Genomic DNA, 24,193 nt, shown 5'->3' on the forward strand with positions numbered 1-24,193 from the left:
ATGAAATCAGCCTTTATTTTTCCCGGACAAGGATCGCAGTCTGTCGGTATGCTGGGAGCAGCAGCCGAGAACTGGCCGATCATAGAAAAAACGTTTTCCGAAGCCTCCGATGTACTGGGGTATGATCTCTGGCACCTGTGCCAGCATGGCCCTGCGGAAGAGCTTAATCAGACCACGGTTACCCAGCCAGCGCTGTTGGCGGCGAGCGTCGCGCTCTGGCGGCAGTGGTTTGTAGCAGGAGGTCAGGCGCCTGACTTTGTCGCCGGGCACAGCCTGGGTGAGTACAGTGCGCTGGTTGCAGCGGAAAGCCTGAACTTTTTTGATGCCATTAAACTGGTGCAACTGCGTGGCGAGCTCATGCAGGCCGCCGTGCCAGCCGGCGAAGGCAAGATGGCAGCCATTCTTGGTCTCGAAGACGACGACGTAACCGCCGCCTGTGCCGAGGCGGCGAATGGTGACGTGGTTGCCGCCGTCAATTTCAATGCCCCTGGGCAAGTAGTGATTGCTGGTGCTGCTGGAGCGGTTGAACGCGCCATCGAAGCCTGCAAGGCCCGAGGTGCCCGCAAGGCCATGCCATTGCCGGTGAGTGTGCCTTCCCACTGTGCCCTGATGAAGGGAGCCGCGGAGGAACTGGCAACCGCGTTGGACGAAGTAACGTTTAACGATGCTGTCATCCCGGTAGTTCAGAATGTTACCGCTTCCGTCGCCCAGGACAGTGAATCCCTCAAGGCTAATCTGGTCAAGCAGCTATACTCTCCGGTGTTGTGGACCGATACCGTTCGTAAACTGGTGGCAAATGATGTGCGGATCGCTGTAGAGTGCGGCGCCGGTAAAGTCCTTGCAGGGCTGGCGAAGCGCATTGACCGTGAATTGTCGGTTTACGGCATTGACGAGCCGGATGCGCTGGCAAAGGCGTCAGAGGCATTTGGACAGTAATAAATAGGAGCAACACATGTCTCTTGAAGGCAAAACAGCGCTGGTAACGGGTGCAACTCGCGGGATCGGAAAGGCCATTGCAAAGGCGCTGGCAGATCAGGGCGCCATGGTGGTCGGTACGGCAACCAGTGAGAATGGCGCCGAGTCGATTTCCGCTGACCTGAAAGCAGCAGGCGCGAAGGGTTTCGGTATCGTAATGAACGTCGCCGACCCAGGCAGCATCGAGGCTGGCCTGAAGGAAATCAACGAGAAAGCCGGTGCGCCGGCGATCCTGGTCAACAACGCAGGGATCACTCGTGATAATCTGCTGATGCGGCTGAAGGACGATGACTGGGCGTCGGTGGTGGAAACCAACTTGTCCAGCGTCTACCGGACCAGCAAGGCCGTATTGCGGGGAATGGCCAAGGCGCGATGGGGTCGGGTGATCAATATCAGCTCGGTTGTGGCTGGTATGGGTAACCCCGGACAGGCCAACTATTGCGCTGCCAAGGCCGGAGTTGAGGGTTTTACCCGCAGCCTGGCGAAAGAAATGTCGAACCGGGGCATTACCGCCAATTGCGTAGCGCCCGGATTTATCGATACGGATATGACCCGAAAACTGGACGACAAGCAACGCGAGGCTATGATGGAAGTCATACCTGCCGGTCGTCTGGGTGAGCCGGAAGAAGTGGCTGCGGTGGTTGCCTTCCTGGCGTCGGAGGCCGCTGGTTACGTGACGGGCGAAACGATCCACGTGAACGGTGGTATGTACATGGGATAGTCCCTGCGGGGACGTGTGCGCAAACCCTTGTCGCACAACATGTTTGAATGGAACCCCTGCTTGTTTGCAGGTATGGTTTAAACTAAACTGGCAGCACTTAAGTTGCTTGGTTGACACAAAAGTGAGGACATTATGAGTACAGTTGAAGAGCGCGTGAAGAAGATCGTTTGTGAGCAGTTGGGCGTTAAAGAGTCCGAAGTTCAGAACACATCTTCTTTTGTAGAGGACCTTGGCGCTGACTCACTGGACACCGTTGAGCTGGTCATGGCACTCGAAGAAGAGTTCGAGACCGAGATTCCCGACGAGGAAGCGGAAAAGCTGGCGAGTGTCCAGGACGCGATCGACTACATCGTCGCGCACACCTGATACTCTGCACGCTTTATCGCCAGGCAAAAAGCCGTCCATGTGACTAGACATCGGACGGCTTTTTTATTGGCAGGAATTCCAGTCCATGATCAGCAAGGAACTCAGGTGAAGGGGTATGGCTAAACGACGTGTTGTAATCACAGGCATGGGAATGCTCTCGCCACTGGGTAACGATGTGGATTCGTCCTGGGACGGCATTTGTTCCGGTCGCAGCGGCATTGCCGGAATCGACCGTTTTGATACCACCGGATACAACACACGGATCGGCGGTGGCATCAAGAACCTGGATATTGAACCGTACCTGTCCACGAAGGACGCCAGAAAACTGGATGCCTTCATTCATTACGGCCTGATCGCCGCTCAACAGGCGGTAGATGCCAGTGGTCTTGATGAGTACACCGATCTTGATCGTGAAAGGGTAGGGGTTGCCATCGGCTCAGGCATAGGCGGTCTTGAATACATCGAGAAGAACGTGATCACGATGGAGAAGTCCGGGCCGCGAAAAGTGTCTCCCTTCTTTGTGCCAGCCTCCGTAATCAACATGATTTCAGGAAACGTGGCTATCCGCTTTGGCTATAAGGGCCCAAACATCGCCATCGTGACAGCCTGCACGACCGGCACCCATAACATTGGCTATGCAGCGCGCACCATTGCTTACGGTGATGCCGATGTGATGTTGGCCGGCGGTTCGGAAATGGCCACCACCCGAAGCTCAATTGCCGCGTTTTCGGCAGCGCGTGCGCTGTCCACCCGCAATGACGACCCGGAAAAGGCCAGCCGGCCGTGGGATCGTGGCCGCGACGGCTTTGTGCTCAGCGACGGCGCCGGCGTGCTGGTGCTGGAGGATCTCGAGCACGCGAAACGCCGTGGTGCCACCATTCATGGCGAAGTGATCGGTTTCGGTATGAGCGACGATGCGTTCCATATAACTGCTCCCCCAGAGAACGGTGAGGGTGCCGCGCGCTCCATGAAGAATGCGATTCGCGATGCCGGGCTCGGCGCCGACGACATCGACTACATCAATGCCCATGGCACTTCGACGCTCGTGGGAGACCTGGCAGAAGTGTCTGCCGTGAAATCGGTATTTGCCGACCACGCTTACAAGTTGGCTGTCAGCAGCACCAAATCCATGACCGGGCACTTGCTTGGCGCTGCCGGGGCCGTTGAGGCGATTTTCTCGGTATTGGCGATCCGGGAAGGTATGCTGCCGCCGACCGTCAACCTTGACGATCCCGATGATGGTTGTGACCTGGATTTTGTGGCCGGTAAGAGCCGCAAAGCTGATGTCCGGGTTGCGTTGTCCAACTCTTTTGGCTTTGGTGGTACAAACGGCACCCTGATTTTCCGTCGTTACGAGGATTGACCGGGTTGTGTTGAACGTTATTCGCCCCGACGGCAATGGAGTTTCAGCGACAGACCGGGGGTTGGCCTACGGTGATGGGTTGTTTGAAACCATCCGTATGCGTGGCCGGCAAGCCGTGCTGCGCTCATACCATCTGGATCGTATGGTGGCCGATGCTGGCCGCTTGGGCATTCCGGTTGAGCGCAGTGACCTGGATGCTGAAATTAGCCGCTCGGGTTGCGATTTGGCGTCCCAATACGGCGACGACTGGGTGCTGAAGCTCGTCCTCACTCGAGGGAGTGGCGGGCGAGGTTATCGGTCTCCTGTCGAGTGTGAGCCAAGCCTGATTGTCACCTCCTCTCCGATGCCCATACTTCCCCCGCCGGGAGGAGTGGTTGCAGCGCTGTCCGAGTTTCCACTCACCGTGAATCCGAGGCTGGCGGGTATCAAGACCCTGAACCGGCTGGAGCAGGTGATGGCAAGCCGTGAGTTCAGTGGCGAGGAATTCGAACTGATCATGGCGAACGCCGACGGGCAGTTGCTTGAGGGGACGCGAACCAACCTCATTATCAGGATGGAGGGAGAGTGGGTAACCCCTCCGGTTGAGAGCCTTGCAGTGGCCGGCGTCATGCGGCAGTTCGCCCTTGAGTGTCTGCGCGCATCCGGCCATACCATCCGGGAGCAGATCATCCAGCCTGCGTTGCTGTCGTCACCCGGGCTGCGTGGACTGTATCTCGTTAACAGCGTTGTGGGTATTGTCGCGGTTTGCAGATTGGGCAGCGTTGATTTGCCAGTTGATGATGGGCTTGAGACAATCTGCGACCCTCTGAAAACTTTGGAATAAAAAGCTTGTTCAAGAAGTTATTCATCTGTGTGTTGTGTCTCTCCGTCCTGGCGCTTGCCGGGGGTGGTCTCTGGTTATGGCAGGGGCTTCAGACCCTTGAGCAACCTGTAGCGTTGGATGAGCCGGTTCTGTTCAGCGTGCCCTCCGGGAGCGGTTACGGTCAGGTTGCACGTAAACTCGAAGCGGAAGGCCTTGTGGGCGACAGTCTGTGGCTGAAGATTCATGGTCGTCTTTACCCGGAGCAGGCGCTATTAAAGGCTGGCGAATATGAGTTCACCGATGGCATGACCAGTCTCGACATGATCAATGCGATGGTTGCCGGTGACACCAAACACTGGCAGATTCAGTTTATCGAAGGCTGGACCTTCCGTGACATGCGCGCCGCGCTCGCCAGCAGTGAGCGTCTTGGGCAGGTGACCGCCGACTGGGCCGACGACCGGATCATGGAAGCGATGGGTGCCAAAGGGGCGCATCCCGAGGGCCGCTTCTTTCCGGATACCTACCTGTTTACCAGCAGTGAAACCGACCTTGATCTGTTACGCAGGGCCTTTGAGCGAATGGAAGAGGTGCTTGCGACGGAATGGCAGGCCAAGGCTGAAAACCTGCCTTACGATTCTCCCTATGACGCTCTGATTATGGCGTCGATCGTTGAGCGCGAAACCGGTGCGGTTCATGAGCGGGAGGAAGTGGCCGGCGTCTTTGTCCGGCGCCTGGAGAAAGGTATGAGGTTGCAGACCGATCCTACGGTCATCTATGGGATGGGAGAGAAATACCAGGGGCGTATCACTCGCAAGGATCTGCGAACCCACACTGACTACAATACCTATCGGATCGACGGACTTCCGCCCACTCCCATCGCGTTGCCCGGCCGGGAAGCGATTCATGCGGCGCTGAATCCGGCTGAAGGCGATACGCTCTACTTTGTGGCGCGTGGCGATGGCACCCACAAGTTTTCGAAAACCCTGGCGGAGCACCAGAAGGCCGTGAGGGCGTTTCAGCTCAACCGCCGTTCAGACTACCGTTCGTCTCCAGCACCGTCTCCGGATACAACAGCGGAAGAGGGTGGCCAATGACCCGCAGAGGGCAGTTTATTACCTTTGAAGGTACGGAAGGGGTTGGTAAGTCCACTCAACTGGCGAACGCCGCAAGTACGCTGGACGCGCTTGGCGTTGAATGCGTTGTAACCCGAGAGCCCGGCGGCACCCCGATGGCGGAGTCCATCCGCGAGCTGTTGCTGGCGCCGCGTGATGAGCCCGTGAACGAAACCACCGAGCTGCTGCTGATGTTCGCCGCCAGGGCGCAACACCTTCATACGCGTATTCTTCCTGAATTGGAGGCTGGTCGCTGGGTTCTGTGTGACCGGTTCACCGACGCCACCTTTGCCTATCAGGGGGGAGGGCGTGGTGTGCCCGCCGATCGCATAGCGCTACTGGAAAGCCTGGTGCAGGGCACGGTGCGCCCGGATCACGTTATCCTGCTGGACGCACCGGTGGAAACCGGTATGACCCGTGCCCGCCATCGGGGGGATCTGGACAGGTTTGAACAGGAAGCGGTAGCGTTTTTTGAGCGAATACGCGAGACCTATCTCGCTCGCGCCGCCAGCGCGCCGGGCCGTTATCACATCGTGGACGCCTCCCAGCCGATTGAGGCGGTCAGCGACGAGGTCGCGGGCCTGCTTCGGAGTCTGGTGAATCGGGCGTAGTCGTGCAAGTTTGCCGATGATCTGCTTTAATTGAGCTACATTCTCAGGAAATTTCCGGATCGCGGGCATGTTGGACGCACGTTTGCTCAAGCTTCCCACCGCTTCACACCATCATCGTCACGAGCATCATCAGATTGTTGTCGGTGTTCGTGGAGAGGCCGACCTGAGTGTGGATGGAACAGGTTCACACCTGGACACCTGGCGAGCCTGCCTGGTGCCCACTGAAGCGCGCCACGATTACTGTGGTGATCTGCAGAACCATGTTCTGGTTATCAACCTCGATCCCTACATGCCGGCCATCAATAGTCCTGGGCACAGTGAGTATGAAACACTCGCGCCTCTGTTTGAGCGGCCGCGCACACTGGTTCTGGACAATAAGCTGCAAGGGCTGGTTCAGTTCGTAGCGGGAGAGTTCGATCGCTCGCCGGATAATCAGGATATGCAGCGGCACATGGGGGCAAGCATCCTGCACTGCATGGCCGGACGCATGAACGAAGGCAGGGAGGTTCGCCAGAACCGCCATGCCATCAGCCCAGACACGATCCGCCGTTACATCATGGAGAATATCCAGCGAAAGATAACGGTGAGCGATCTTGCCGGTGTGGCCTGCCTCAGTGTCAGCCGCTTCCACGAGATGTTTCGTGATGTGACGGGTATTACCCCCCACCAGTTTCTGCTCCAGACCCGGCTTGACCAGGCCGTGCAATTCCTGACCATGACTTCCTTTTCGGTCTCCGAAATCAGTTACCGGACTGGGTTTTCCTCCCAGAGTGCCCTCACCAACGCGCTCAGAAAACACAAAGGTACGACGCCCTCCAGATTGCGTTTTGGTGACAAAGTCGCCTGATTTGTTAAAAAAGCCTCATTTTCGGACGAATTTACAAAAGAATCGTAGGATTTTGTAAGCCTGAAGTCCGTAGTAATACTAACTTAACAGGGTAGCTGATCACGTCACAGCGCAGTACGGTACGTACGCGTTGCCTGACCCAACCATAATAAAAGTTCGAGGGGCCCGGCCATAGACGGGAACCGTCGGCGAGGCGCTCAGATGTTCAATGCAAGCAAGGTGCTCGAGCCTGCATTTCAGGAACAGCCAAAGTCGTTCTTCTGGCAAGCGATTACTGCCAACTACGCCGTCGACGAAACACGTTACCTCAACGAACTGATCCCCCTTGCCCAAAGCGATGCTTCTGAGCATCGAGACGTCACTGAAACGGCAACGAGCCTGATCAGAAAGGTCCGCGAGCAGGACGACTCCGTCCATATGGTCGACGCACTGCTGCAGGAATACAGCCTGGATACCGAAGAAGGCATCCTGCTGATGTGTCTGGCCGAGGCGTTGATGCGTATCCCCGACAAATACACCGCCGATGCGTTGATTCAGGACAAGCTGTCGGACGCTGACTGGAAGAAGCACGTGGGCCGCAGTGAGTCGACCCTGGTCAATGCCTCCACCTGGGGGCTGCTGCTGACTGGTCGTGTGGTCAAGATGGATAAACGACTGGACGGTTCCCCGTCCAGTATCTGGAAGCGTCTTATCAAGCGTAGTGGCGAGCCGGTCATTCGGAGCGCGATGTACCAGGCCATGGCCATTATGGGCAAACAGTTCGTGCTCGGACGGGATATCGACGAAGCATTGAGGAACGCCCGCGAGTACCGGGATTTGGGCTACACCTACTCCTTCGACATGCTCGGCGAAGCGGCAATGACCAGGGGCGACGCTGACCGTTACCTGAAGGACTACATGGATGCCATTGAGTCCGTGGGAACCGATACCTACCCGGACAGCCGGGCACCAGCGCCCTCAATTTCCATCAAGCTATCAGCCCTGCACCCTCGATACGAGGCGTCCCAGGAAGAGCGGGTTCTGGAAGAGCTTTACGCAACAGTCATTGACCTGCTGACGTTTGCGCGGGAAAAGAAGGTATCCATTACCATCGATGCCGAGGAAATGGATCGGCTGGAAATCTCGCTAAAGCTGTTTGAGAAGGCATTTACATCACCGGTTGCAAAGGGGTGGGGTGGTTTTGGCCTGGTTATCCAGGCCTATTCCAAGCGTGCTTTGCCGGTATTGTGCTGGTTGACCAAACTGGCGAAACAGCAGGGTGACGAGATCCCCATTCGCCTGGTCAAAGGGGCCTACTGGGACACCGAGATCAAAATCTGCCAGCAGTTGGGCCTGGAGGGCTACCCCGTATTTACGCGCAAAGAGGCTACCGACACCTCCTATCTGGCGTGTCTGCGTTATTTGCTGAGTGACTACACCGAAGGAGCGTTGTATCCGCAGCTTGCGAGCCACAACGCCCATACGGTTTCCTCGGTTCTGACCATGGCGAGGAACAAAGGGCGCAGGATCGAGTTCCAGCGCCTGCACGGTATGGGAGACGCCCTCTACAACAGCATCCTTGAGGACAACAATCTTCCGGTTCGCATCTACGCCCCTGTGGGAGCTCACAAGGATCTGTTGCCGTATCTGGTACGACGGCTGCTGGAGAATGGGGCAAATTCCTCATTTGTTCACCGGTTGGTGGACGCGGCAACGCCCATAGAGGCTCTGGTGCAGAATCCGGTTCAGGAACTGCAGGGATACGACTCACTGCCCAACGACCGAATTCCATTGCCCGTCGATATCTTTGGCAATGAGCGGCGCAACTCCAAAGGGATGAATATCCATGTAGCGGCTCATCTGGATCCGTTGCTGAATCATCTTGGCCAATGGGCAAAGAAACGCTGGGAAGCTGCACCGGTCATTGGCGGCGAAAAGCGCCGGGACGGAGCGCGGAGTGATATCCATGCGCCCTACGATCGCTCCCAACACGTTGGTCAGGTGTACTGGACGACCGAAGCCCAGGCGGAAGAAGCCCTGGCCGTTGCCACGGAAGGTTTTGTTTCCTGGCGGGAGCGTCCGGTGGAGGATCGTGCCGCCTGTCTCGAGCGTTACGCCGAGCTGATGGAAGCAAATATGCAGGAGCTGATGGCGATCTGCTGCCGTGAAGCCGGGAAAACCATGCAGGATGGTATCGACGAGGTGCGCGAAGCCGTCGATTTCTGTCGCTATTATGCCCTCCAGGGCAGATCCCGCTTTGGCAAGGCCTTGGCTCTACCTGGCCCCACGGGCGAGAGCAATGAGCTTTACATGGAAGGGCGGGGCGCCTTCCTCTGCATCAGCCCCTGGAACTTCCCCCTGGCTATTTTTACTGGCCAGGTGATGGCGGCGTTGGTGGCAGGGAACTCTGTTATCGCCAAGCCTGCGGAGCAGACAAGTCTGGTTGCTCAACGGGCTTTTGAGCTGATGTTGGAAGCTGGCTTCCCACCCGATGTGATTCAATTTTTACCCGGTGATGGCGCAACAATCGGCGGCAAACTGACCCCGGACCCCAGAATTGCCGGCGTCGCCTTCACCGGCTCTACACAGGTAGCGCACATACTCAATCGCACTCTGGCGCAGCGTGAGGGGGCAATTGTGCCCCTCATCGCCGAGACCGGCGGACAGAATGCCATGATTGTGGACAGCAGTGCACTGCCGGAGCAAGTGGTCAGAGATGTCATCCAGTCCGCTTTCGCCAGTGCCGGGCAGCGTTGCTCGGCACTGCGTGTGCTCTATATCCAGAAAGAGGTCGCTGAGCGCACAGAAAGCCTGCTGGCAGGCGCCATGCAGGAACTGACGGTCGGCAACCCTGAGCGTCACAGCACCGATGTCGGACCGGTGATTGATCAAGAAGCGCGGGATGGTCTGAAAGCCCATCTGACCGAGCTTGGTAAACATGCCAGGTTGGTATCGCAGGCGCCAATACCGGAGGCCTGCCGCGACGGCTACTTTGTTCCACCGTCCGCCTACGCCATTTCAAGTATCAACGAGTTGAAAGACGAACACTTCGGCCCTGTTCTCCATATAGTCCGCTACACTGCAGAGAAGCTGGACGATGTGATCGATGAAATTAATGCGGCGGGTTATGGACTTACCCTGGGTATTCACAGCAGAAGTGAGTCCACAGCGGCCTATATCGAGCGGCGGGTAAAAGTGGGCAATACCTACGTTAACCGAAACCAGATTGGCGCGGTTGTTGGTGTTCAGCCTTTCGGGGGGCGGGGACTTTCCGGTACCGGTCCCAAAGCTGGCGGGCCGCACTACCTGCTACGGTTTGCGACGGAGAGAACCCGCACCATCAACACCACAGCGGTGGGTGGAAACGCGTCACTGTTGTCGCTTGGCATTGAAAAGGTTTGATAGGGCGCTTTGCTCACAAGGCAGTGCGGAACGAAAACCTGAACGATAGGAGGTAAGTATTGAGATGGGGAGGCAGGCGTTGTAAGCCGTAGCGCCTTAATGACGTGAGTAGTTTAGCGAGTCAAAAAAACAAAGGGTGCGACTACCGGGTTCACCGTGGTAAGCGCGCTAAACGGTCGGAGTTGATTCCGTCCATTTGAACTGGAGGAGTTTCATGGCTATTGGAGTTTGGATCAGTCTATTTGCTTACTTTGCGCTCATGATCGCCATCGGCGTTTATGCCATGCGCAGAGCTACGTCTTCATCCGAAGATTACATGTTGGGTGGGCGAGCCCTCAGTCCAAAGGTGGCGGCCCTGTCGGCCGGTGCTTCGGATATGAGTGGCTGGTTGCTTCTCGGGTTGCCCGGGGCGCTGTTTGCATCGGGCCTGGGATCGGCCTGGATCGGTATCGGCCTGCTCGTGGGTGCGTTCTTTAACTGGACCCTGGTAGCGCCGCGTCTTCGTGAACAGACGGTTCACTATGGCAATGCGATCACCATCCCCTCCTTCCTGGCAAACCGGTTCCCGACACAGGCGCTTTCCTTGCGTACCGTGTCAGCCATCGTCATCGTTGTCTTCTTCGCGGTTTACACGGCATCCGGTCTGGTTGCGGGCGGCAAGCTGTTTGAGAGTGCGTTCTCCGGCATCTTCAATTTCGGTGGTTTGAGCGACTATGCGGTTGGTATCGTCATCACGCTGGGTGTGGTGTTGGCCTACACCGTGGTCGGCGGGTTCCTGGCAGTAAGCATGACGGACTTCGTACAGGGCTGCATCATGATGCTGGCACTGGTCATCATGCCGGCGGTTGTCCTCTTTGGTGAAGGCGGCGGTGGTTTCGCCCAGGCGTCCCAAACCCTGAACGAAGTCGACCCTACGCTACTGTCGTGGACGGAAGGCCTGACGCTCATCGGTTGGTTGTCTGCGGTAACCTGGGGTTTGGGCTATTTCGGCCAGCCACACATCATTGTGCGTTTCATGGCGATCCGTACGCTGGATGAAGTACCGACTGCCCGCAACATCGGCATGTCCTGGATGCTTATCTCCCTGATTGGCGCCGTCTCCCTCGGTGTGTTTGGCCGGGCGTACGCGATTCGCAATGGTATGAATATCGAAGATCCGGAAACGATCTTTATCCTGCTCTCGGACCTGCTGTTCCATCCGCTGATCACAGGCTTCCTCTACGCGGCACTGCTTGCTGCAGTCATGAGTACCATTTCCAGCCAGCTGCTGGTGTCGTCTTCTTCACTGACCGAAGACTTCTATCGCCTGTTCCTGCGTAAAGAAGCGACCGACAAAGAATGCGTCGGCGTAGGCCGTGTGTGTGTTGTACTGGTAGGCCTGGTAGCTGCGGTTATTGCCTCCGACCCGAACTCTCAGGTTCTGGCCCTGGTCAGTAACGCCTGGGCAGGCTTCGGCGCCGCATTTGGCCCGCTGATTATCCTGTCACTGATGTGGCCGCGCACAAACGGCGCTGGCGCCATCGCAGGCATGGTTGTGGGTGCTGCGACTGTCATGATCTGGATCTCTCTGGGCTGGAACGGTGAGTTCATGGGTGGTCCTGGCGTGTACGAGATCATTCCTGGCTTCATTGCTGCTTTCATTGCCATTATGGTGGTGAGCTCGGTTACTGAAGATGCCGGTGAGTATCAGCACATCACCCGGTAAACAGGCGCGTTTTCAACGCTCTGAGTAAGAACAGGGGCTCCTTCGGGAGCCCCTTTTTTGTAGGTCTGTTTACAAGGGGCTGGGCCCGCCGCGGGGTACCTTTTCTTCTGGGAAAAAGAACTCGCTGCGCTCAGACACCTTTTCCCCGGCAGAAAAGGCACCCCACACCGTGCCCGATCTGACTCGTAACGTTTACTTCAAACAAAAAAACGCCAGCCCGAAGGCTGGCGTTTCCATGGAGCTAAACCAGAAGGTCAGGTTTTAAGCAACGTTCGCTTCAGACGCCTTCTTGGTGTAGTTCTCCATCTGGTCGAAGTTGAGATACTTGTAGATCTCTTTCGACATGCTGTTCAGGTCCTTGGCGTACTCCATGTACTCCGCCGGAGACGGGAGTTTGCCCAGTACCGCACCAACCGCTGCCAGTTCCGCAGAGGTCAGGTACACATTGGCACCATCGCCCAGACGGTTCGGGAAGTTACGGGTGGAGGTGGACAGCACCGTGCTCTTGGCTGCCACGCGGGCCTGGTTACCCATGCACAGGGAGCAGCCCGGCATTTCGGTGCGAACACCGGCGGTGCCGTAGGTGTTGAAGTAGCCTTCTTCCATCAGCTGCGCCTGGTCCATCTTGGTAGGCGGAGACATCCACAGGCGGGTCTTCAGCGGCTCCTTGTTCATCTCCAGCAGCTTGCCAGCAGCGCGGAAGTGGCCGATGTTGGTCATGCAGGAACCGATGAACACTTCGTCGACCTTGTCGCCGGCGACTTCGGACAGGAACTTGGCGTCGTCCGGGTCGTTCGGGCAGCACACGATCGGCTCTTTGATGTCAGCCAGATCGATTTCCACAACGTGGGAGTACTCGGCGTCTTTGTCGGCACGCATCAGCTTGGGATCGGCAATCCACTCTTCCATCTGCTGGGCGCGACGCTCCAGGGTGCGCGGGTCGCCATAACCTTCGGCGATCATCCAGCGCAGCATGGTGATGTTCGAACGCAGGTACTCAGCCACGGACTCTTCAGACAGGTTGATCGTACAACCGGCTGCGGAACGCTCAGCGGAAGCGTCAGACAGCTCGAACGCCTGCTCAACGGTCAGGTGCTCAAGGCCTTCGATTTCCAGGATGCGACCGGAGAACTCGTTGATCTTGCCTTTCTTCTCAACGGTCAACATGCCTTGCTTGATGCCGTACAGTGGGATCGCATGTACCAGATCGCGCAGCGTGATGCCTGGCTGCATTTCGCCCTTGAAGCGAACCAGGACGGATTCCGGCATATCCAGGGGCATAACGCCCGTCGCTGCAGCAAACGCCACCAGACCGGAACCGGCCGGGAAGGAGATGCCCATTGGGAAGCGGGTGTGAGAGTCGCCGCCGGTACCGACAGTGTCCGGCAACAGCATGCGGTTCAACCAGGAGTGGATGATGCCATCGCCCGGGCGCAGGGAAACACCGCCGCGGGTGCGGATGAAGTCCGGCATGGTGTGCTGCATTTCCACGTCAACCGGCTTCGGATAGGCGGCGGTGTGACAGAATGACTGCATCACCAGGTCGGCCTGGAAGCCCAGACAGGCCAGGTCTTTCAGTTCATCACGGGTCATCGGACCAGTGGTGTCCTGGGAGCCGACCGTAGTCATGTGCGGTTCGCAGTAAGTGCCGGGGCGAACGCCTTTGTCTTCTTCCAGACCGCAGGCCTTGCCGACCATCTTCTGACCCAGGGTAAAGCCTTTGGTGCCTTCTTCCGGATCATTCGGCAGACGGAAGATGTCTGTGGCGCCCATGCCCAGTGCTGCGCGCGCCTTGGCGGTCAGGCCACGGCCGATGATCAGCGGAATACGGCCGCCGGCCTGAACTTCGTCCAGGATAACCTCTGACTTGAAGCCGAACTCCGAGATGGTTTCACCCGCCTCGTTCAGGATCTTGCCTTCGTAGGGACGGATGTCGATAACGTCGCCCATGTTCAGGTCGTCAACCGGTGCTTCGAAAACCAGGGCGCCAGCATCTTCCATGGTGTTGAAGAAGATCGGGGCTACTTTGTTACCAATGCACACGCCACCGGCGCGCTTGTTCGGAACACCCGGAACGTCGTCACCGAAGAACCACAGTACTGAGTTGGTGGCAGACTTACGTGAGGAGCCGGTACCAACAACGTCGCCTACGAAGGCAACGGGCAGGCCCTTGGCTTTGATGTCGTCGATCTGACTCATTGGGCCAGTAACACCGGGCTCTTCCGGCTTCAGGCCATCACGCTCCATTTTATAGGCAGCGCGGGCGTGCAGCGGGATGTCCGGACGGGACCAGGCATCGGGAGCCGGTGACAGGTCGTCGGTGTTGGTTTCGCCGGTAACCTTGAAAACCACCATCTTGGTGCTTTCGGGAACCTTCTTCTTGTTGGTGAACCACTCGGCGTTGGCCCAGGATTCAACCACAGCCTTGGCGACCGCGTTGCCGGCGTCCATCTTTTCCTTCACATCGTTGAAGGCATCGAACATCAGCAGGGTGCGCTTGAGCTTTTCGCCGGCCTGTTCGGCCAGTTCAGAATCGTCCAGCAGGTCGACCAGGGTCGCGATGTTATAACCGCCCTGCATCATGCCCAGCAGATCAACGGCCTTTGGCTTGTCCAGCAGGGGAGACGTTGCTTCACCCTTAACAATGGCGGTCAGGAAAGCGGCTTTTACATAAGCGGCTTCGTCCACACCCGGCGGAACGCGGTTTTCAAGCAGATAGACCAGCGTCTCTTCCTCGCCGGCTGGCGGGTTTTTAAGGAGATCGACCAGTGCGGCGGTCTGCTCAGCGTTCAGAGGCTTCGGGGGAATGCCCAGAGCCTCGCGTTCTGCAACGTGTTCACGATAGGCTTCTAACACGATATGGACCCTCATCAGTTGGAATGTCCCGCGCCTTGGGCGTCGTTGCCTGGCGGGAGTTTTATGGCGAAAAGGCGCTAAGTTGGCGCTGCATTCTATAGGAAACCCCTTATAAAGTTAAGTTGGACTGTGGTCGGATATTGTGGTTTGTTGCGGTATACTGCCGTGCCCGAGAAGCCGACCTGCTGTAAACAATGACCGATTCCCTCGACCAGATTCACGATTTCCTGCCCTGCAAAACGCCACAGCGATGGATTGAAAACGCCCTGGCCAATCAGGACCTGATGCTGATTGATCATGCCCATTGTGAGAAAAAAGCAGCGTCCACGGCGCTGAGTTTGATGTATCGCTATGTGGATAACACCGACCTGCTCAACAGGATGTCGCGTCTTGCGCGGGAAGAGTTGCGTCATTTCGAGCAGGTGCTGGCTATCATGAAAAAGCGGGGGGTGAGTTATGGTCACCTGAGCCCGGCTCGATATGCAGCCGGGTTGCGGCAGGAAGTACGCACAGAAGATCCCGGTCGGCTGGTGGATGTGCTGATCGTGGGTGCCATTATCGAGGCCCGTTCCTGCGAGCGGTTCGCGGCGCTGGCACCGCATCTGGATGCAACACTGTCAGATTTCTACACCGGGCTGCTGAAGTCCGAAGCCCGACACTACCGTGACTACCTGACATTAGCCGAGCAGGCCGCAGGAAACTCGGTGGAGGATCGGGTTGCGACCTTCCTCGCGCTGGAGCAACAACTGATTGAGACACCGGACACCGAGTTCCGGTTCCATAGCGGGCCAGTCTGACTTTAGAGCGGAATCAAGAAAATTTCCTGTCGTACAACAGGCCGCGCTCCTCAGGAAGCGGTGGATCCTGAAGCTGTTCGCACAGGTCAATCCAGCGGTCGATGCCGGCGCTCCGATACTTCTGTTTGTGCAGTATGAAATAGAAGGTTCGGTCGAACTGTCGTTCCTCCGGAACCTTCAACGGTACGAGGCTGCCCCGCCTGAACGCATCGGCAAGGCACACCCGTGATAGGCAGCCGATCCCAAGGTTGGCTTCCACCGCGCGTTTAATCGCTTCGGTATGCTCGAGTTCCAGCAGTATGTCCAGGTCTGGCAGCAGGCCGTGCATGCCACGCTCAAAGGTCTGCCGGGTGCCGGACCCCTGCTCACGCATCACCCAGGTTGCCGAGCGAAGGTCCGCATCCGAAAGCCTACCCTTCCGGGCAAAGGGGTGGTCCGGGGAACAGAAGACCACCAGCTCGTCTCCTCGCCAGGGTATAACCTCCAGCTCAGAGGATTGCAGTTCACCTTCAATCAGCCCGATGTCGAGTTCAAAATCCTTGACGCGCTGGGCTATGGTGCGGGTGTTGGCCACTTCAAGCGCCACTTTCGGGTGGGTAGGGGTATTCATGTATTGGGCCATGACGCCAACAGCCAGATAGTTACCAATAGTGAGGGTAGCGCCGACTTTCAGGGCGCCGACTTCAGTATGCTTGCTGAACGCCTGTTCCAGTTCCCCGGCCTGGGCCAGCAAAGCCTCGACCTTTGGCCGATAGAGACGGCCGAGCTCATTGAGCTGCAGTCGTTTTCCGACCCGGTCGAAGAGCTGGATGTCGAACTGGCTCTCCAGTTCTTTCAGGGCGCTACTGGCCGCGGACTGAGACATGGCCAGGGAATCCGCCGCACGGGTGATGTTCTGGAAGTGCGCCGCAGCCAGGAAGACCTCGAGTTGGCGGAAGCTAAACTTCATAATCGATAATTCCGAATAAGGTTATGAAAATATCCCATTTTGTCGATAGGTTACCCTTGGGTTACTATTTACACAATGATTTTTACTTATTTGCTAACGGCTAACGAACGGGCGATACCATGAGCAACCTGAATAAAGAGCGTGTAACAAGTGTTCGTCACTGGAACGACACACTCTTCAGCTTCACCACCACCCGTGATCCGGGGTTCCGGTTCAAGAATGGCCACTTCACAATGATTGGCCTGGAAACCGATGGTAAGCCGCTGATGCGTGCCTACAGCATCGCCAGTGCCAACTATGAAGAGGAGTTGGAGTTCTTCTCAATCAAGGTTCAGGACGGCCCGCTGACGTCACGTCTGCAGAAAATTGAGGTTGGTGACGAGATCATGGTCAGCCGCAAGCCCACCGGTACCCTGATTATGGACAACCTGCTGCCGGGCAAGAATCTCTGGCTGATCAGCACGGGCACCGGTCTGGCACCTTTTATCAGCATCATCAAGGACCCGGAAGTCTATGAGGCCTTTGATAAAGTCATCGTGACCCATGGCGTTCGCTACAAGTCCGAGCTGGCGTACCAGTCCGAGATCGAGGAGCTGCCGAATAACGAGTTCTTCGGTGAAATGGTGGATGGCAAGCTGCTTTATTATCCTACGGTCACCCGTGAGGATTTCCGTAACACTGGGCGTCTGACCGACGCTATGGAAAACGGCAAGCTGACGAAGGACCTGGACCTTCCGGAATTTGACCTGGAAAATGACCGGTTCATGGTGTGCGGCAGTCCCAGCATGTTGAAAGACACCTGCTCCATCCTCAATAACATGGGGTTCAAGGAAGCACGCCATGGTAACCTCGGCCACTATGTGATCGAGAGGGCCTTCGTGGAGCAGTAAATCCTCCGCGTCGCCAGGGTTGATCCCAATGTCCGCAAAACCCCGAAGTGAGAGCTTCGGGGTTTTTGCATTTTGCGCCAGTCTGAAAGGTGAATTGTGGAATGATTCAGTGGTTATATTTGTCGGTGGCTATCGTTGCGGAGGTCATCGGAACCTCCTTTCTAAAAAGTTCTGAGGGTTTCACCCGTCTGTGGCCGTCGCTGGTTGTGGTGGTGTCCTACATCCTGGCGTTCTACTTCCTGGCGTTGACCCTGAAAACCTTGCCAGTGGGAGTGGCATATGCGGTGTGGGCCGGTGCCGGCGTGGCCTTGATTGCGCTGGCGGGCTACCTGTTCTTTGGGCAGACGCTGGACCTTCCCGCCATCCTCGGCATCGGCCTCATCGTTGCCGGCGTTATGGTAATCAACGTATTCTCAGGCAGTATAGGGTCAACGCATTGAGGCAGAGGTGGATGTTTGAAGAAGGCCATGGTGATTCTGGGTATCGCGCTGCTGGTTGCCGCAATTGCCAGTGTCGCCTCCGATCCGGTACCCATTGAGCAGAAACTGATTTCGATTCAGGCCCGGGAGGCATTGCCCGGTTTTGACGGTATCGGGGACGAGCCTGTTGACGTCCAGGCCGCCATTCTGGACCTGGGGGACGATCCTCTTCTGCTCCTCAAGGCCCAGGCAGCTTTGATGGCACACCCTGACATGGCCCGCGCCGTTTTTCCGCTTTATGCGTCCGAGCCGGAATTCCAGGAGGTGTTGCGCACCTATGGAGAAAACGCCCTGCCGCCGATTCACTACTTCCTTCGCCAGCCCATCAGCTCCATTGAATGGATGAACAAGGCTGCCCGTCAGTATGAACGCGCCCGGGACTATATTGCTGAGCTCCGCGGCAAGGACCAGAGCGAACGGACGCCGGAAAAAACGGAGTCTTTGACGCCCGAACAGCGAGGCTGGTACGCAGTGAACTTCATCCGCAACGAGGGCCACGATTTTCTCGGGCAATTCGTGGTGGACGGGAATGGTCAGACCCAATGGGTACAGACCGAGAGGATAACGGAAGGGGTTGCCCAGTTCTTCACCAGCGGCGTGCGACAGTTGGAGGCGGATTATCGAACTGGAGAAGACATCTCCGCCAGTGACATAGGCTGGGCATCGGTGGATGTGTTGGTGTTTGCCAGTGCCGTAAAGGTACTTCGGGCCGGTCGCACGGCGGCAAAGGCGACCCAGGGGGCCAGGTTTTCAACACGCTCGGCGGCATTGGCTGCCCGTATTACCGGTAGCGGGCGGCTGATTCTCCGTAGCGCCCGCTATGCGAAGTGGCCCCTGATCATTGGCGCTGGCTACCTGGTGGTCGGCCACCCCAGCATCATCAACGACTTTTTTGCCGGGGTGGCCGATGTACTGGGTGTCTCCCCAATGATGGTCCAGCTCGCGGGCTGGTTGCTGATCCTAGTGCCGCTGTTCTATCTGGCAAGCTGGTTACTTTGGCCGGCCATCGCGCTGTTGAAGGGGCTGCTTGCGCTGCTCTACCGGCTTGCTGGCCGCAGGCCCGGTTATTTTTCCGGCCTTCAGTAGAGGGTTCCCACCAAAAGCCCCCCGACCATCAAAACGGCGCCGGTAATCCGGCTAAACGTTTGCGGCCAGGGCACCAGTTTCTCCGCCAGGAAATAGAGCGCAAGCACTGCCATCCAGGCCAGGTTCATCACTCCGCCGACGAACATTAGCAGCATCAGCGCCCAGCAGCAGCCGGTGCAGAAGGCGCCATGGCGGGCTCCCATTGTAAAGGCACCGATTGCGCCGTCGCGCCATTCCGTCATCAGGAAGGTTATGGGTGACTGGCATCTGCTCAAGCAAGCTTGTTTTAGAGAGCTGAACTGGAAAGCCCCAGCGACAACCAGCAGGCAGCCCCCGAGAAGTGGTTCCAGATGCCCCATTGCCGAGGTCATCAGGGTGTTGGCGTGCAATGCCCATTGAGCCACGGCTGCGACCGCGCCGAAGGCGGCCCAGACGGCAAGGTACCCGGCCATGAAAAGCCAGGTTGGTACCGCGGCCTTCTCGAGCTGGCGCCGGCGCTGGTGAACCCGGATATAGGTCATGATCATCGGGGCCGCACCCGGAAGCATCATGGCGGCCATCATCACCATCCACATGACGGTGCCAAGACCGAGGAATGACAGACCTGAACCGGCCGCCATAGTCATTGGCATGGCCATATAGGCCCATGCCAATGCGGTCAGAATCCCCAGGGAGGCGCCAATGGCTGCACGCTCCCACCAATGAATCTTAGCCATTGTCAATTCCATCGAAATCACCTCAGGTGTCTCTCCGTTGTCAGGGGCCGGCGTATTCGAATGGAGAGTAGAGCGCTGTCCGCGCGCTCACATCCAGATCGATGCCGTGATTCCGATGGCGCAAACTCCGTGACTTCGCAACGACCAGTGAGTGGCCCGGAGCGACGGCCAGTGGGTGGTTGTCGATCGTGACCTTGCGTCCATTCTGGCCTGCGATCGCTTTGACATCGGCTTCATAGGATGAGCCGATGGTCAGGTGCCGCCCGCCGTCATCAACGGAAAACCCGATGGGCTGTCTCTCGACAGCAAGAACGTCTCCGATCATGGAGGCCAGCAGTTCCGGGTGGCCGCCGGCCTTGCCGCCGAAGATATTGCCAAGCGCTTCCTGCTGGTGCTCATCGGCGCGTTGGTCGAGGTACAACACAACTTTCCAGTTGCCTTCTGCCATGGGCCCCGGGGCGTTGAGCGCAAGCGCTATATTCAGATCATCAAGCGCCACCTCGCCGTAAGCTCCTTTCTTGATGTGCCAGCCGACCAGGGCCGAGCAGTCGCCTTCTGTCGGTGGCTCCAGGTAAATGCATGGGCAAGCGCCTTTGCATGTGCAACTTTCAAGATAGTCACCCTGAATTTGCCATTGGGTGCTCATCGTCGACTCCTTACTCAAATTGAGGGTTGGTGTGCGGTTACTGCTATTGTCAGTTATAGCCCTGAATAGGTGTTTTGAGGTGATGAGGGGATGAGAATATCGTGAGAATGTAGCGGAGGGAGACGATCATGCCGCAACGGATGTCCGACATACTGGCGGCCCGGGCTCACCGGACGTTTGTAGGGCGCGATACAGAGCTTGGCACCCTGGAAACCATGTTGATGCCAAAGGGGCCGAGGGTGTTACACGTTCACGGTATCGCCGGCATTGGTAAGTCCGCGTTGCTGGCGCGTTTCGCAACGATCGCCCGGGCCGGGGGAGCAGCGGTTGTCCTGCTTGATTGTCGCCATGTGGAGCCCACAGAGCAGGGTGTGCTCGGGGCGCTCGCGGAGGCCATTGGTGACACAGGATCGCGTGCAAGGGACATCGCTGATCGGTTGGGAGAGCTGGGCGGCGCTGTTGTACTGGCCTTCGATACCTTTGAAGTATTCAGGCTTCTGGATACCTGGTTGAGGCAGGCGTTCATTCCGCTATTGCCCGAAAACGTAAGGGTGGTTCTGGTGGGGCGCCAGCCGCCTACCTCAGCCTGGTACGCGAGCCCGGGATGGGGGTGGTTAATGCGGGCTGTCCCGGTTTCCTCGTTGACCGACACAGAGGCGGAGAACTTCCTGCAGGGCCTGGGCCTGGAGCAGGCGGACATATCCCTGATCGCCCGCTGTACTCATGGCCATCCGTTGGCGTTGAAGCTCGCTGCAGCCGCAGTGAGGGAGGCCTCGCCGGAGCAATGGCCCACCGGTGCGCCTTTGCAGCGCGCCCTTGATGAACTCACACGGATTTTTCTTGAGGATGTTGGTGATGAGGTTACCCGGCGGGTGCTTGAGGGGGCGGCCGTTGTCCGCCGGGTAACCCTGTCGCTACTGCAAGCGCTGTTTCCGGATGTGCCGCCCCAGGATGCCTGGGAGAGGCTGCGTCGCTTGCCCATTGTGGTTGGCGCCAGCGATGGTCTGTTGATCCACGATGCAGTGCGAGAGGCCATTGCGCGTTCCCTGCATGCGAGTGATCCGGCGCGCTATCTCGAATACCGCCGTACAGCCTGGCGGCAATTGGCGACAGAGGCGGGCGTTGCCGGTGGCGGTGATCTCTGGCGATACACCGCCGACATGTTGTTCATGATTGAAAACCCCGTGGTGCGGGAAGCGTTCTTCCCGAGTGGTTCCCCCACGTTCGCCGTAGAGCCGGCCCAGGCAGACGATGGACCTGCGCTGGAGGATATTACCCATACCTGGGAGGGAAGTGAGGCCGCCGGAGCTTTGATGGCGTGGTGGCGTCGTTTGCCCCAGGCATTCTCATCGGTCCGGGACGGTGAGGGCCGCATGGTAGGTTTCTACGGCAAGCTCCGTTCGGACGAACTCCAGCCGGCCTGGCTGCTGGACGATCCGATAGCTGGCCAGTGGTATTCCCATCTCAAACAACATCCCATGCCCCGGGATGCCATTGCCCTGTTTTGCCGCCGCTGGTTGAGCATTGATGACGGAGACTCTCCGGGTGACGTACAGGCAGCGGTCTGGCTGGACCTGAAACGTGCCTACATGGAGCTCAGGCCCAGACTTCGCCGTGTTTACCTGACGGTCCGGGATATCGGCGCCTATGCTGCTGTCGCCAGACGGTTGGGTTTTGAAGTGCTGGAAGATCACACCGTTGTGTTGGATGGCCGACGCTACCATTCTGCCGTGCTCGATTTTGGCCCCGCCTCGGTGGACGGCTGGCTGGCGGACCTTGCAGCTGCGGAGCTTGGCGTTCGGCGTGCGAACGAACTGTTGGACCCGGACGCCCGGGAACTGGTACTCGAAACGGGCAGGGTAGCTCTGACGCCACTGGAATTCGGTGTCATGCGTTACCTGAATGCTCGTGAGGGCAAGGCCGTGTCGCGCAGTGAACTGTTGCGGGATGTATGGGGGACGCGATACGAGGGTGGCAGCAACGTGGTTGACGCGGTGGTTCGCACTTTGCGCAAGAAACTGGGGGATCAGGCTGCCCGGGTCGAAACCGTGTCTGGCGTCGGGTATCGGCTACGGCCAGGTGGGCAGACTAGCGCAGCCAGTTCCGGAGCTTGATCACCAGAAGTTCTGCGTCGGTCAGTGCCTGCCGGCGTTGCAGCAGTTGCGCCAACACAGCCGGTCGGTCGGTAATGATATTGTCCACCCCCATGTCGATGAAACGTGACATCGCCTGCGGCGTATTGACCGTCCAGACATGCAGTTCGTTGCCAGCACGGTGGGTGCGAGCCACTGTGGCGGGAGTGACACGGTTCTGTCGCAGGCCCAGTATGTCAAAGTGTTGCTCCCACAGCGGACCAACGATGAATTGTGCCAGCAGGCTGGTTTTCAGCGAAGGCTCCAGTTGTCGCGCTTCGGCCAGGACCCGCCATTCGGCGGCTGCAATCACCGTGTTCTCCACGGCATCCATGCGCTGCAGCATATGGACCACCTCCCTGGTCAGGTCGGGCGTCTCCGGAGCGGGCTTCAGATCGAGGTATAGATGGGCTTGTCCTCTGGTGGTTTCAATGACCTGTTCCAGGGTGGCGATTCGCTCATCGCTGAACGCAGGGCCGAACCACGAACCAGCGTCCCGGGCACGGGCCTCTTCCAGGGTGATATCGGAGATCTTGGCGTTCAGGCCGAAGACACGTCGCATGTCGGTATCGTGCCAAAGCACCGGCACGCCGTCTGCGGTCATGCGGATATCCACTTCAACGTAGTCGGCGCCATCCTCAATGGCTTGTCTTATGGCGCTCATGGTGTTTTCCGGCGCCTTGAAAGCACTGCCACGATGGGCAGTGATGGAAACATCGTCCTGGTGGTCGAAGGATTGCAGGACAAACCAGGCCTGGGTGGCGGCCAGGATGATGATTAAAAGCTCGGCCGACCACGCCAGTGGTGAGGCCCGCCGGGGCAGGGTTTGGGCAGTGCTGTGACGGTGGTGCCCCGTTGCCTGCCTATACACGCTGTATATCAGCATGCTGTAGGCCGCCATGCCAGCAAAGGCGGCGGTGAGGGTGAACAGGATATAGAGCGCGATCAGGCCCAGGGTGACGGGCATCAGCACGCCCATTCGCTCCGGCAGGCTCGTTATGATCTCGCCCCCCACTGCCTGGAACAGCCATGTAACCACGATGGGGATCAGCGCCAGGCCGACCAGGCCTGCGATGATTGCGCCCATCACAGGCAGGCGCTGGCCGTGGATATAGCGGCTACTTTGTCTGAGAGCGTCGCGCGCACCTCTGCGCTCCAGCAGGAGCAGGGGAACCGATAGTACCCAGCGCAGATAAAGCCAGCCGTTACATGCGGCGATTCCCAGCGCTGCGACACCAGATATGCCCAGGAACCACCAGACTTCGGGTGGCCGTTCCAGCTTCAGATAGTAGATGTCGTGGGGGGAGATCAGCCACTGGTAACTCACCACTATGGCCAGCAGGAAAGGCACAGCGATCAGCGCATGGCCGCCCAATTGCAGCAGGGTGAGGGTGAGTAGTTGTTTGAAACGTCGCGCAAGAGCCCACAGCGTCGCAATGGCTATCCGGTATTCGCGGCCTCCGCCGGAGGCGGCAATCCAGGTCATGCCCGCCTGTTGCAGGATTACCAGGAGAGCGGTCAGGGTCGCCGTTGCGCCGATCCATAGTAAGCCGCCAGGGGACACCACAAACTGCACCAGCCCACCAGTGCTGATGGCGGCGTGACCGGTTATCGGCCGAAGCGCTGCCAGGCCGCTGGAAAAGAGCGGCGCAATGGCGGCCAGAACGAGGCCGGTGAAAAACAGATAAAAGACCAACAGCGCCCGGCGATGAACGTGCAGGAATGCCAGAGTGTGCAGTGCAAGAATCTTCATTCAGGT

Annotated in this window: 20 protein-coding genes; 15 read left to right on the top strand and 5 right to left on the bottom strand. The window is 58.1% G+C overall.

The genetic code is table 11. The annotated features are described in order from the left end of the window. From fabD to putP, 10 genes are all read left to right on the top strand, one after another. Nucleotides 1–936: an ACP S-malonyltransferase gene (fabD, locus tag ACTRWH_RS06610; RefSeq protein ID WP_075194783.1), complete on the top strand. Its 936-nt coding sequence runs from the start codon at nucleotides 1–3 to the stop codon at nucleotides 934–936. A 16-nt stretch (nucleotides 937–952) separates the two neighbouring features. Next, complete coding sequence (fabG, locus tag ACTRWH_RS06615) at nucleotides 953–1,696, top strand: 3-oxoacyl-ACP reductase FabG (RefSeq protein WP_462826148.1); 744 nt, start codon at nucleotides 953–955, stop codon at nucleotides 1,694–1,696. Between the two features lie 132 nt (nucleotides 1,697–1,828). Next, complete coding sequence (acpP, locus tag ACTRWH_RS06620) at nucleotides 1,829–2,062, top strand: acyl carrier protein (protein ID WP_007154069.1); 234 nt, start codon at nucleotides 1,829–1,831, stop codon at nucleotides 2,060–2,062. Between the two features lie 115 nt (nucleotides 2,063–2,177). After that, the gene (fabF, locus tag ACTRWH_RS06625; RefSeq protein ID WP_036205013.1) at nucleotides 2,178–3,425 is read left to right on the top strand and encodes a beta-ketoacyl-ACP synthase II; all 1,248 of its coding nucleotides are present in this window, start codon (nucleotides 2,178–2,180) and stop codon (nucleotides 3,423–3,425) included. Nucleotides 3,426–3,432: 7 nt separating this feature from the next. Then, entirely contained in the window at nucleotides 3,433–4,248 is an 816-nt protein-coding gene (locus ACTRWH_RS06630; RefSeq protein ID WP_462826149.1) for an aminotransferase class IV, read from the top strand. A gap of 5 nt (nucleotides 4,249–4,253) precedes the next feature. Next, the gene (gene mltG, locus ACTRWH_RS06635; protein WP_462826150.1) at nucleotides 4,254–5,321 is read left to right on the top strand and encodes an endolytic transglycosylase MltG; all 1,068 of its coding nucleotides are present in this window, start codon (nucleotides 4,254–4,256) and stop codon (nucleotides 5,319–5,321) included. Next, entirely contained in the window at nucleotides 5,318–5,950 is a 633-nt protein-coding gene (gene tmk / locus ACTRWH_RS06640; protein WP_075194786.1) for a dTMP kinase, read from the top strand. The genes mltG and tmk overlap by 4 nt, the downstream gene beginning before the upstream one ends. 67 nt (nucleotides 5,951–6,017) lie before the next feature. Next, nucleotides 6,018–6,797, top strand: a complete 780-nt coding sequence (locus ACTRWH_RS06645; protein ID WP_421860403.1) for an AraC family transcriptional regulator — start codon at nucleotides 6,018–6,020, stop codon at nucleotides 6,795–6,797. Nucleotides 6,798–6,998: 201 nt separating this feature from the next. After that, nucleotides 6,999–10,178, top strand: coding sequence for a bifunctional proline dehydrogenase/L-glutamate gamma-semialdehyde dehydrogenase PutA (putA, locus tag ACTRWH_RS06650; protein ID WP_462826151.1), 3,180 nt, complete (start codon nucleotides 6,999–7,001; stop codon nucleotides 10,176–10,178). 214 nt (nucleotides 10,179–10,392) lie between these two features. After that, nucleotides 10,393–11,883: a sodium/proline symporter PutP gene (gene putP / locus ACTRWH_RS06655; RefSeq protein ID WP_085680104.1), complete on the top strand. Its 1,491-nt coding sequence runs from the start codon at nucleotides 10,393–10,395 to the stop codon at nucleotides 11,881–11,883. A gap of 261 nt (nucleotides 11,884–12,144) precedes the next feature. Here putP and acnB read toward each other — a convergent pair whose 3' ends face one another. Beyond that, a complete protein-coding gene (gene acnB / locus ACTRWH_RS06660; RefSeq protein WP_036205853.1) occupies nucleotides 12,145–14,739 on the bottom strand; it encodes a bifunctional aconitate hydratase 2/2-methylisocitrate dehydratase in 2,595 nt (864 codons plus the stop codon). A 194-nt stretch (nucleotides 14,740–14,933) separates the two neighbouring features. Between acnB and ACTRWH_RS06665 the strand changes: the two genes are divergently transcribed. Continuing rightward, nucleotides 14,934–15,536, top strand: a complete 603-nt coding sequence (locus ACTRWH_RS06665; protein WP_036205028.1) for a MiaE family protein — start codon at nucleotides 14,934–14,936, stop codon at nucleotides 15,534–15,536. 13 nt (nucleotides 15,537–15,549) lie between these two features. Here the strand turns inward: ACTRWH_RS06665 and ACTRWH_RS06670 are convergent, their stop codons facing one another. After that, nucleotides 15,550–16,485, bottom strand: coding sequence for a LysR family transcriptional regulator (locus tag ACTRWH_RS06670; RefSeq protein WP_462826152.1), 936 nt, complete (start codon nucleotides 16,483–16,485; stop codon nucleotides 15,550–15,552). 119 nt (nucleotides 16,486–16,604) lie between these two features. Here ACTRWH_RS06670 and ACTRWH_RS06675 point away from each other — a divergent pair, with 119 nt between their 5' ends. The 3 genes from ACTRWH_RS06675 (at nucleotide 16,605) to ACTRWH_RS06685 (ending at nucleotide 18,940) form a co-directional block, all read left to right on the top strand. After that, a complete protein-coding gene (locus ACTRWH_RS06675) occupies nucleotides 16,605–17,375 on the top strand; it encodes a ferredoxin--NADP reductase (RefSeq protein WP_007154058.1) in 771 nt (256 codons plus the stop codon). Between the two features lie 101 nt (nucleotides 17,376–17,476). Continuing rightward, complete coding sequence (locus ACTRWH_RS06680) at nucleotides 17,477–17,815, top strand: DMT family transporter (RefSeq protein WP_087148974.1); 339 nt, start codon at nucleotides 17,477–17,479, stop codon at nucleotides 17,813–17,815. A 15-nt stretch (nucleotides 17,816–17,830) separates the two neighbouring features. Then, the gene (locus ACTRWH_RS06685) at nucleotides 17,831–18,940 is read left to right on the top strand and encodes a hypothetical protein (RefSeq protein ID WP_227663865.1); all 1,110 of its coding nucleotides are present in this window, start codon (nucleotides 17,831–17,833) and stop codon (nucleotides 18,938–18,940) included. Here ACTRWH_RS06685 and ACTRWH_RS06690 read toward each other — a convergent pair. Continuing rightward, the gene (locus ACTRWH_RS06690; RefSeq protein WP_199447509.1) at nucleotides 18,934–19,656 is read right to left on the bottom strand and encodes a DUF2182 domain-containing protein; all 723 of its coding nucleotides are present in this window, start codon (nucleotides 19,654–19,656) and stop codon (nucleotides 18,934–18,936) included. The two genes, ACTRWH_RS06685 and ACTRWH_RS06690, sit on opposite strands and share 7 nt — an antisense overlap. A gap of 40 nt (nucleotides 19,657–19,696) precedes the next feature. Next, a complete protein-coding gene (locus ACTRWH_RS06695; RefSeq protein ID WP_379865340.1) occupies nucleotides 19,697–20,302 on the bottom strand; it encodes a DUF1326 domain-containing protein in 606 nt (201 codons plus the stop codon). 128 nt (nucleotides 20,303–20,430) lie between these two features. Between ACTRWH_RS06695 and ACTRWH_RS06700 the strand changes: the two genes are divergently transcribed. Then, nucleotides 20,431–22,416 (top strand): winged helix-turn-helix domain-containing protein, encoded by a 1,986-nt coding sequence (locus ACTRWH_RS06700; protein WP_288353942.1) that lies wholly within the window; start codon nucleotides 20,431–20,433, stop codon nucleotides 22,414–22,416. Here ACTRWH_RS06700 and ACTRWH_RS06705 read toward each other — a convergent pair. Beyond that, complete coding sequence (locus ACTRWH_RS06705) at nucleotides 22,391–24,187, bottom strand: glycerophosphodiester phosphodiesterase family protein (RefSeq protein ID WP_462826153.1); 1,797 nt, start codon at nucleotides 24,185–24,187, stop codon at nucleotides 22,391–22,393. The two genes, ACTRWH_RS06700 and ACTRWH_RS06705, sit on opposite strands and share 26 nt — an antisense overlap. Nucleotides 24,188–24,193 lie beyond the last annotated feature (6 nt).

The sequence above is a fragment of the Marinobacter sp. G5_S1_61_S3 genome, from assembly GCF_054968585.1.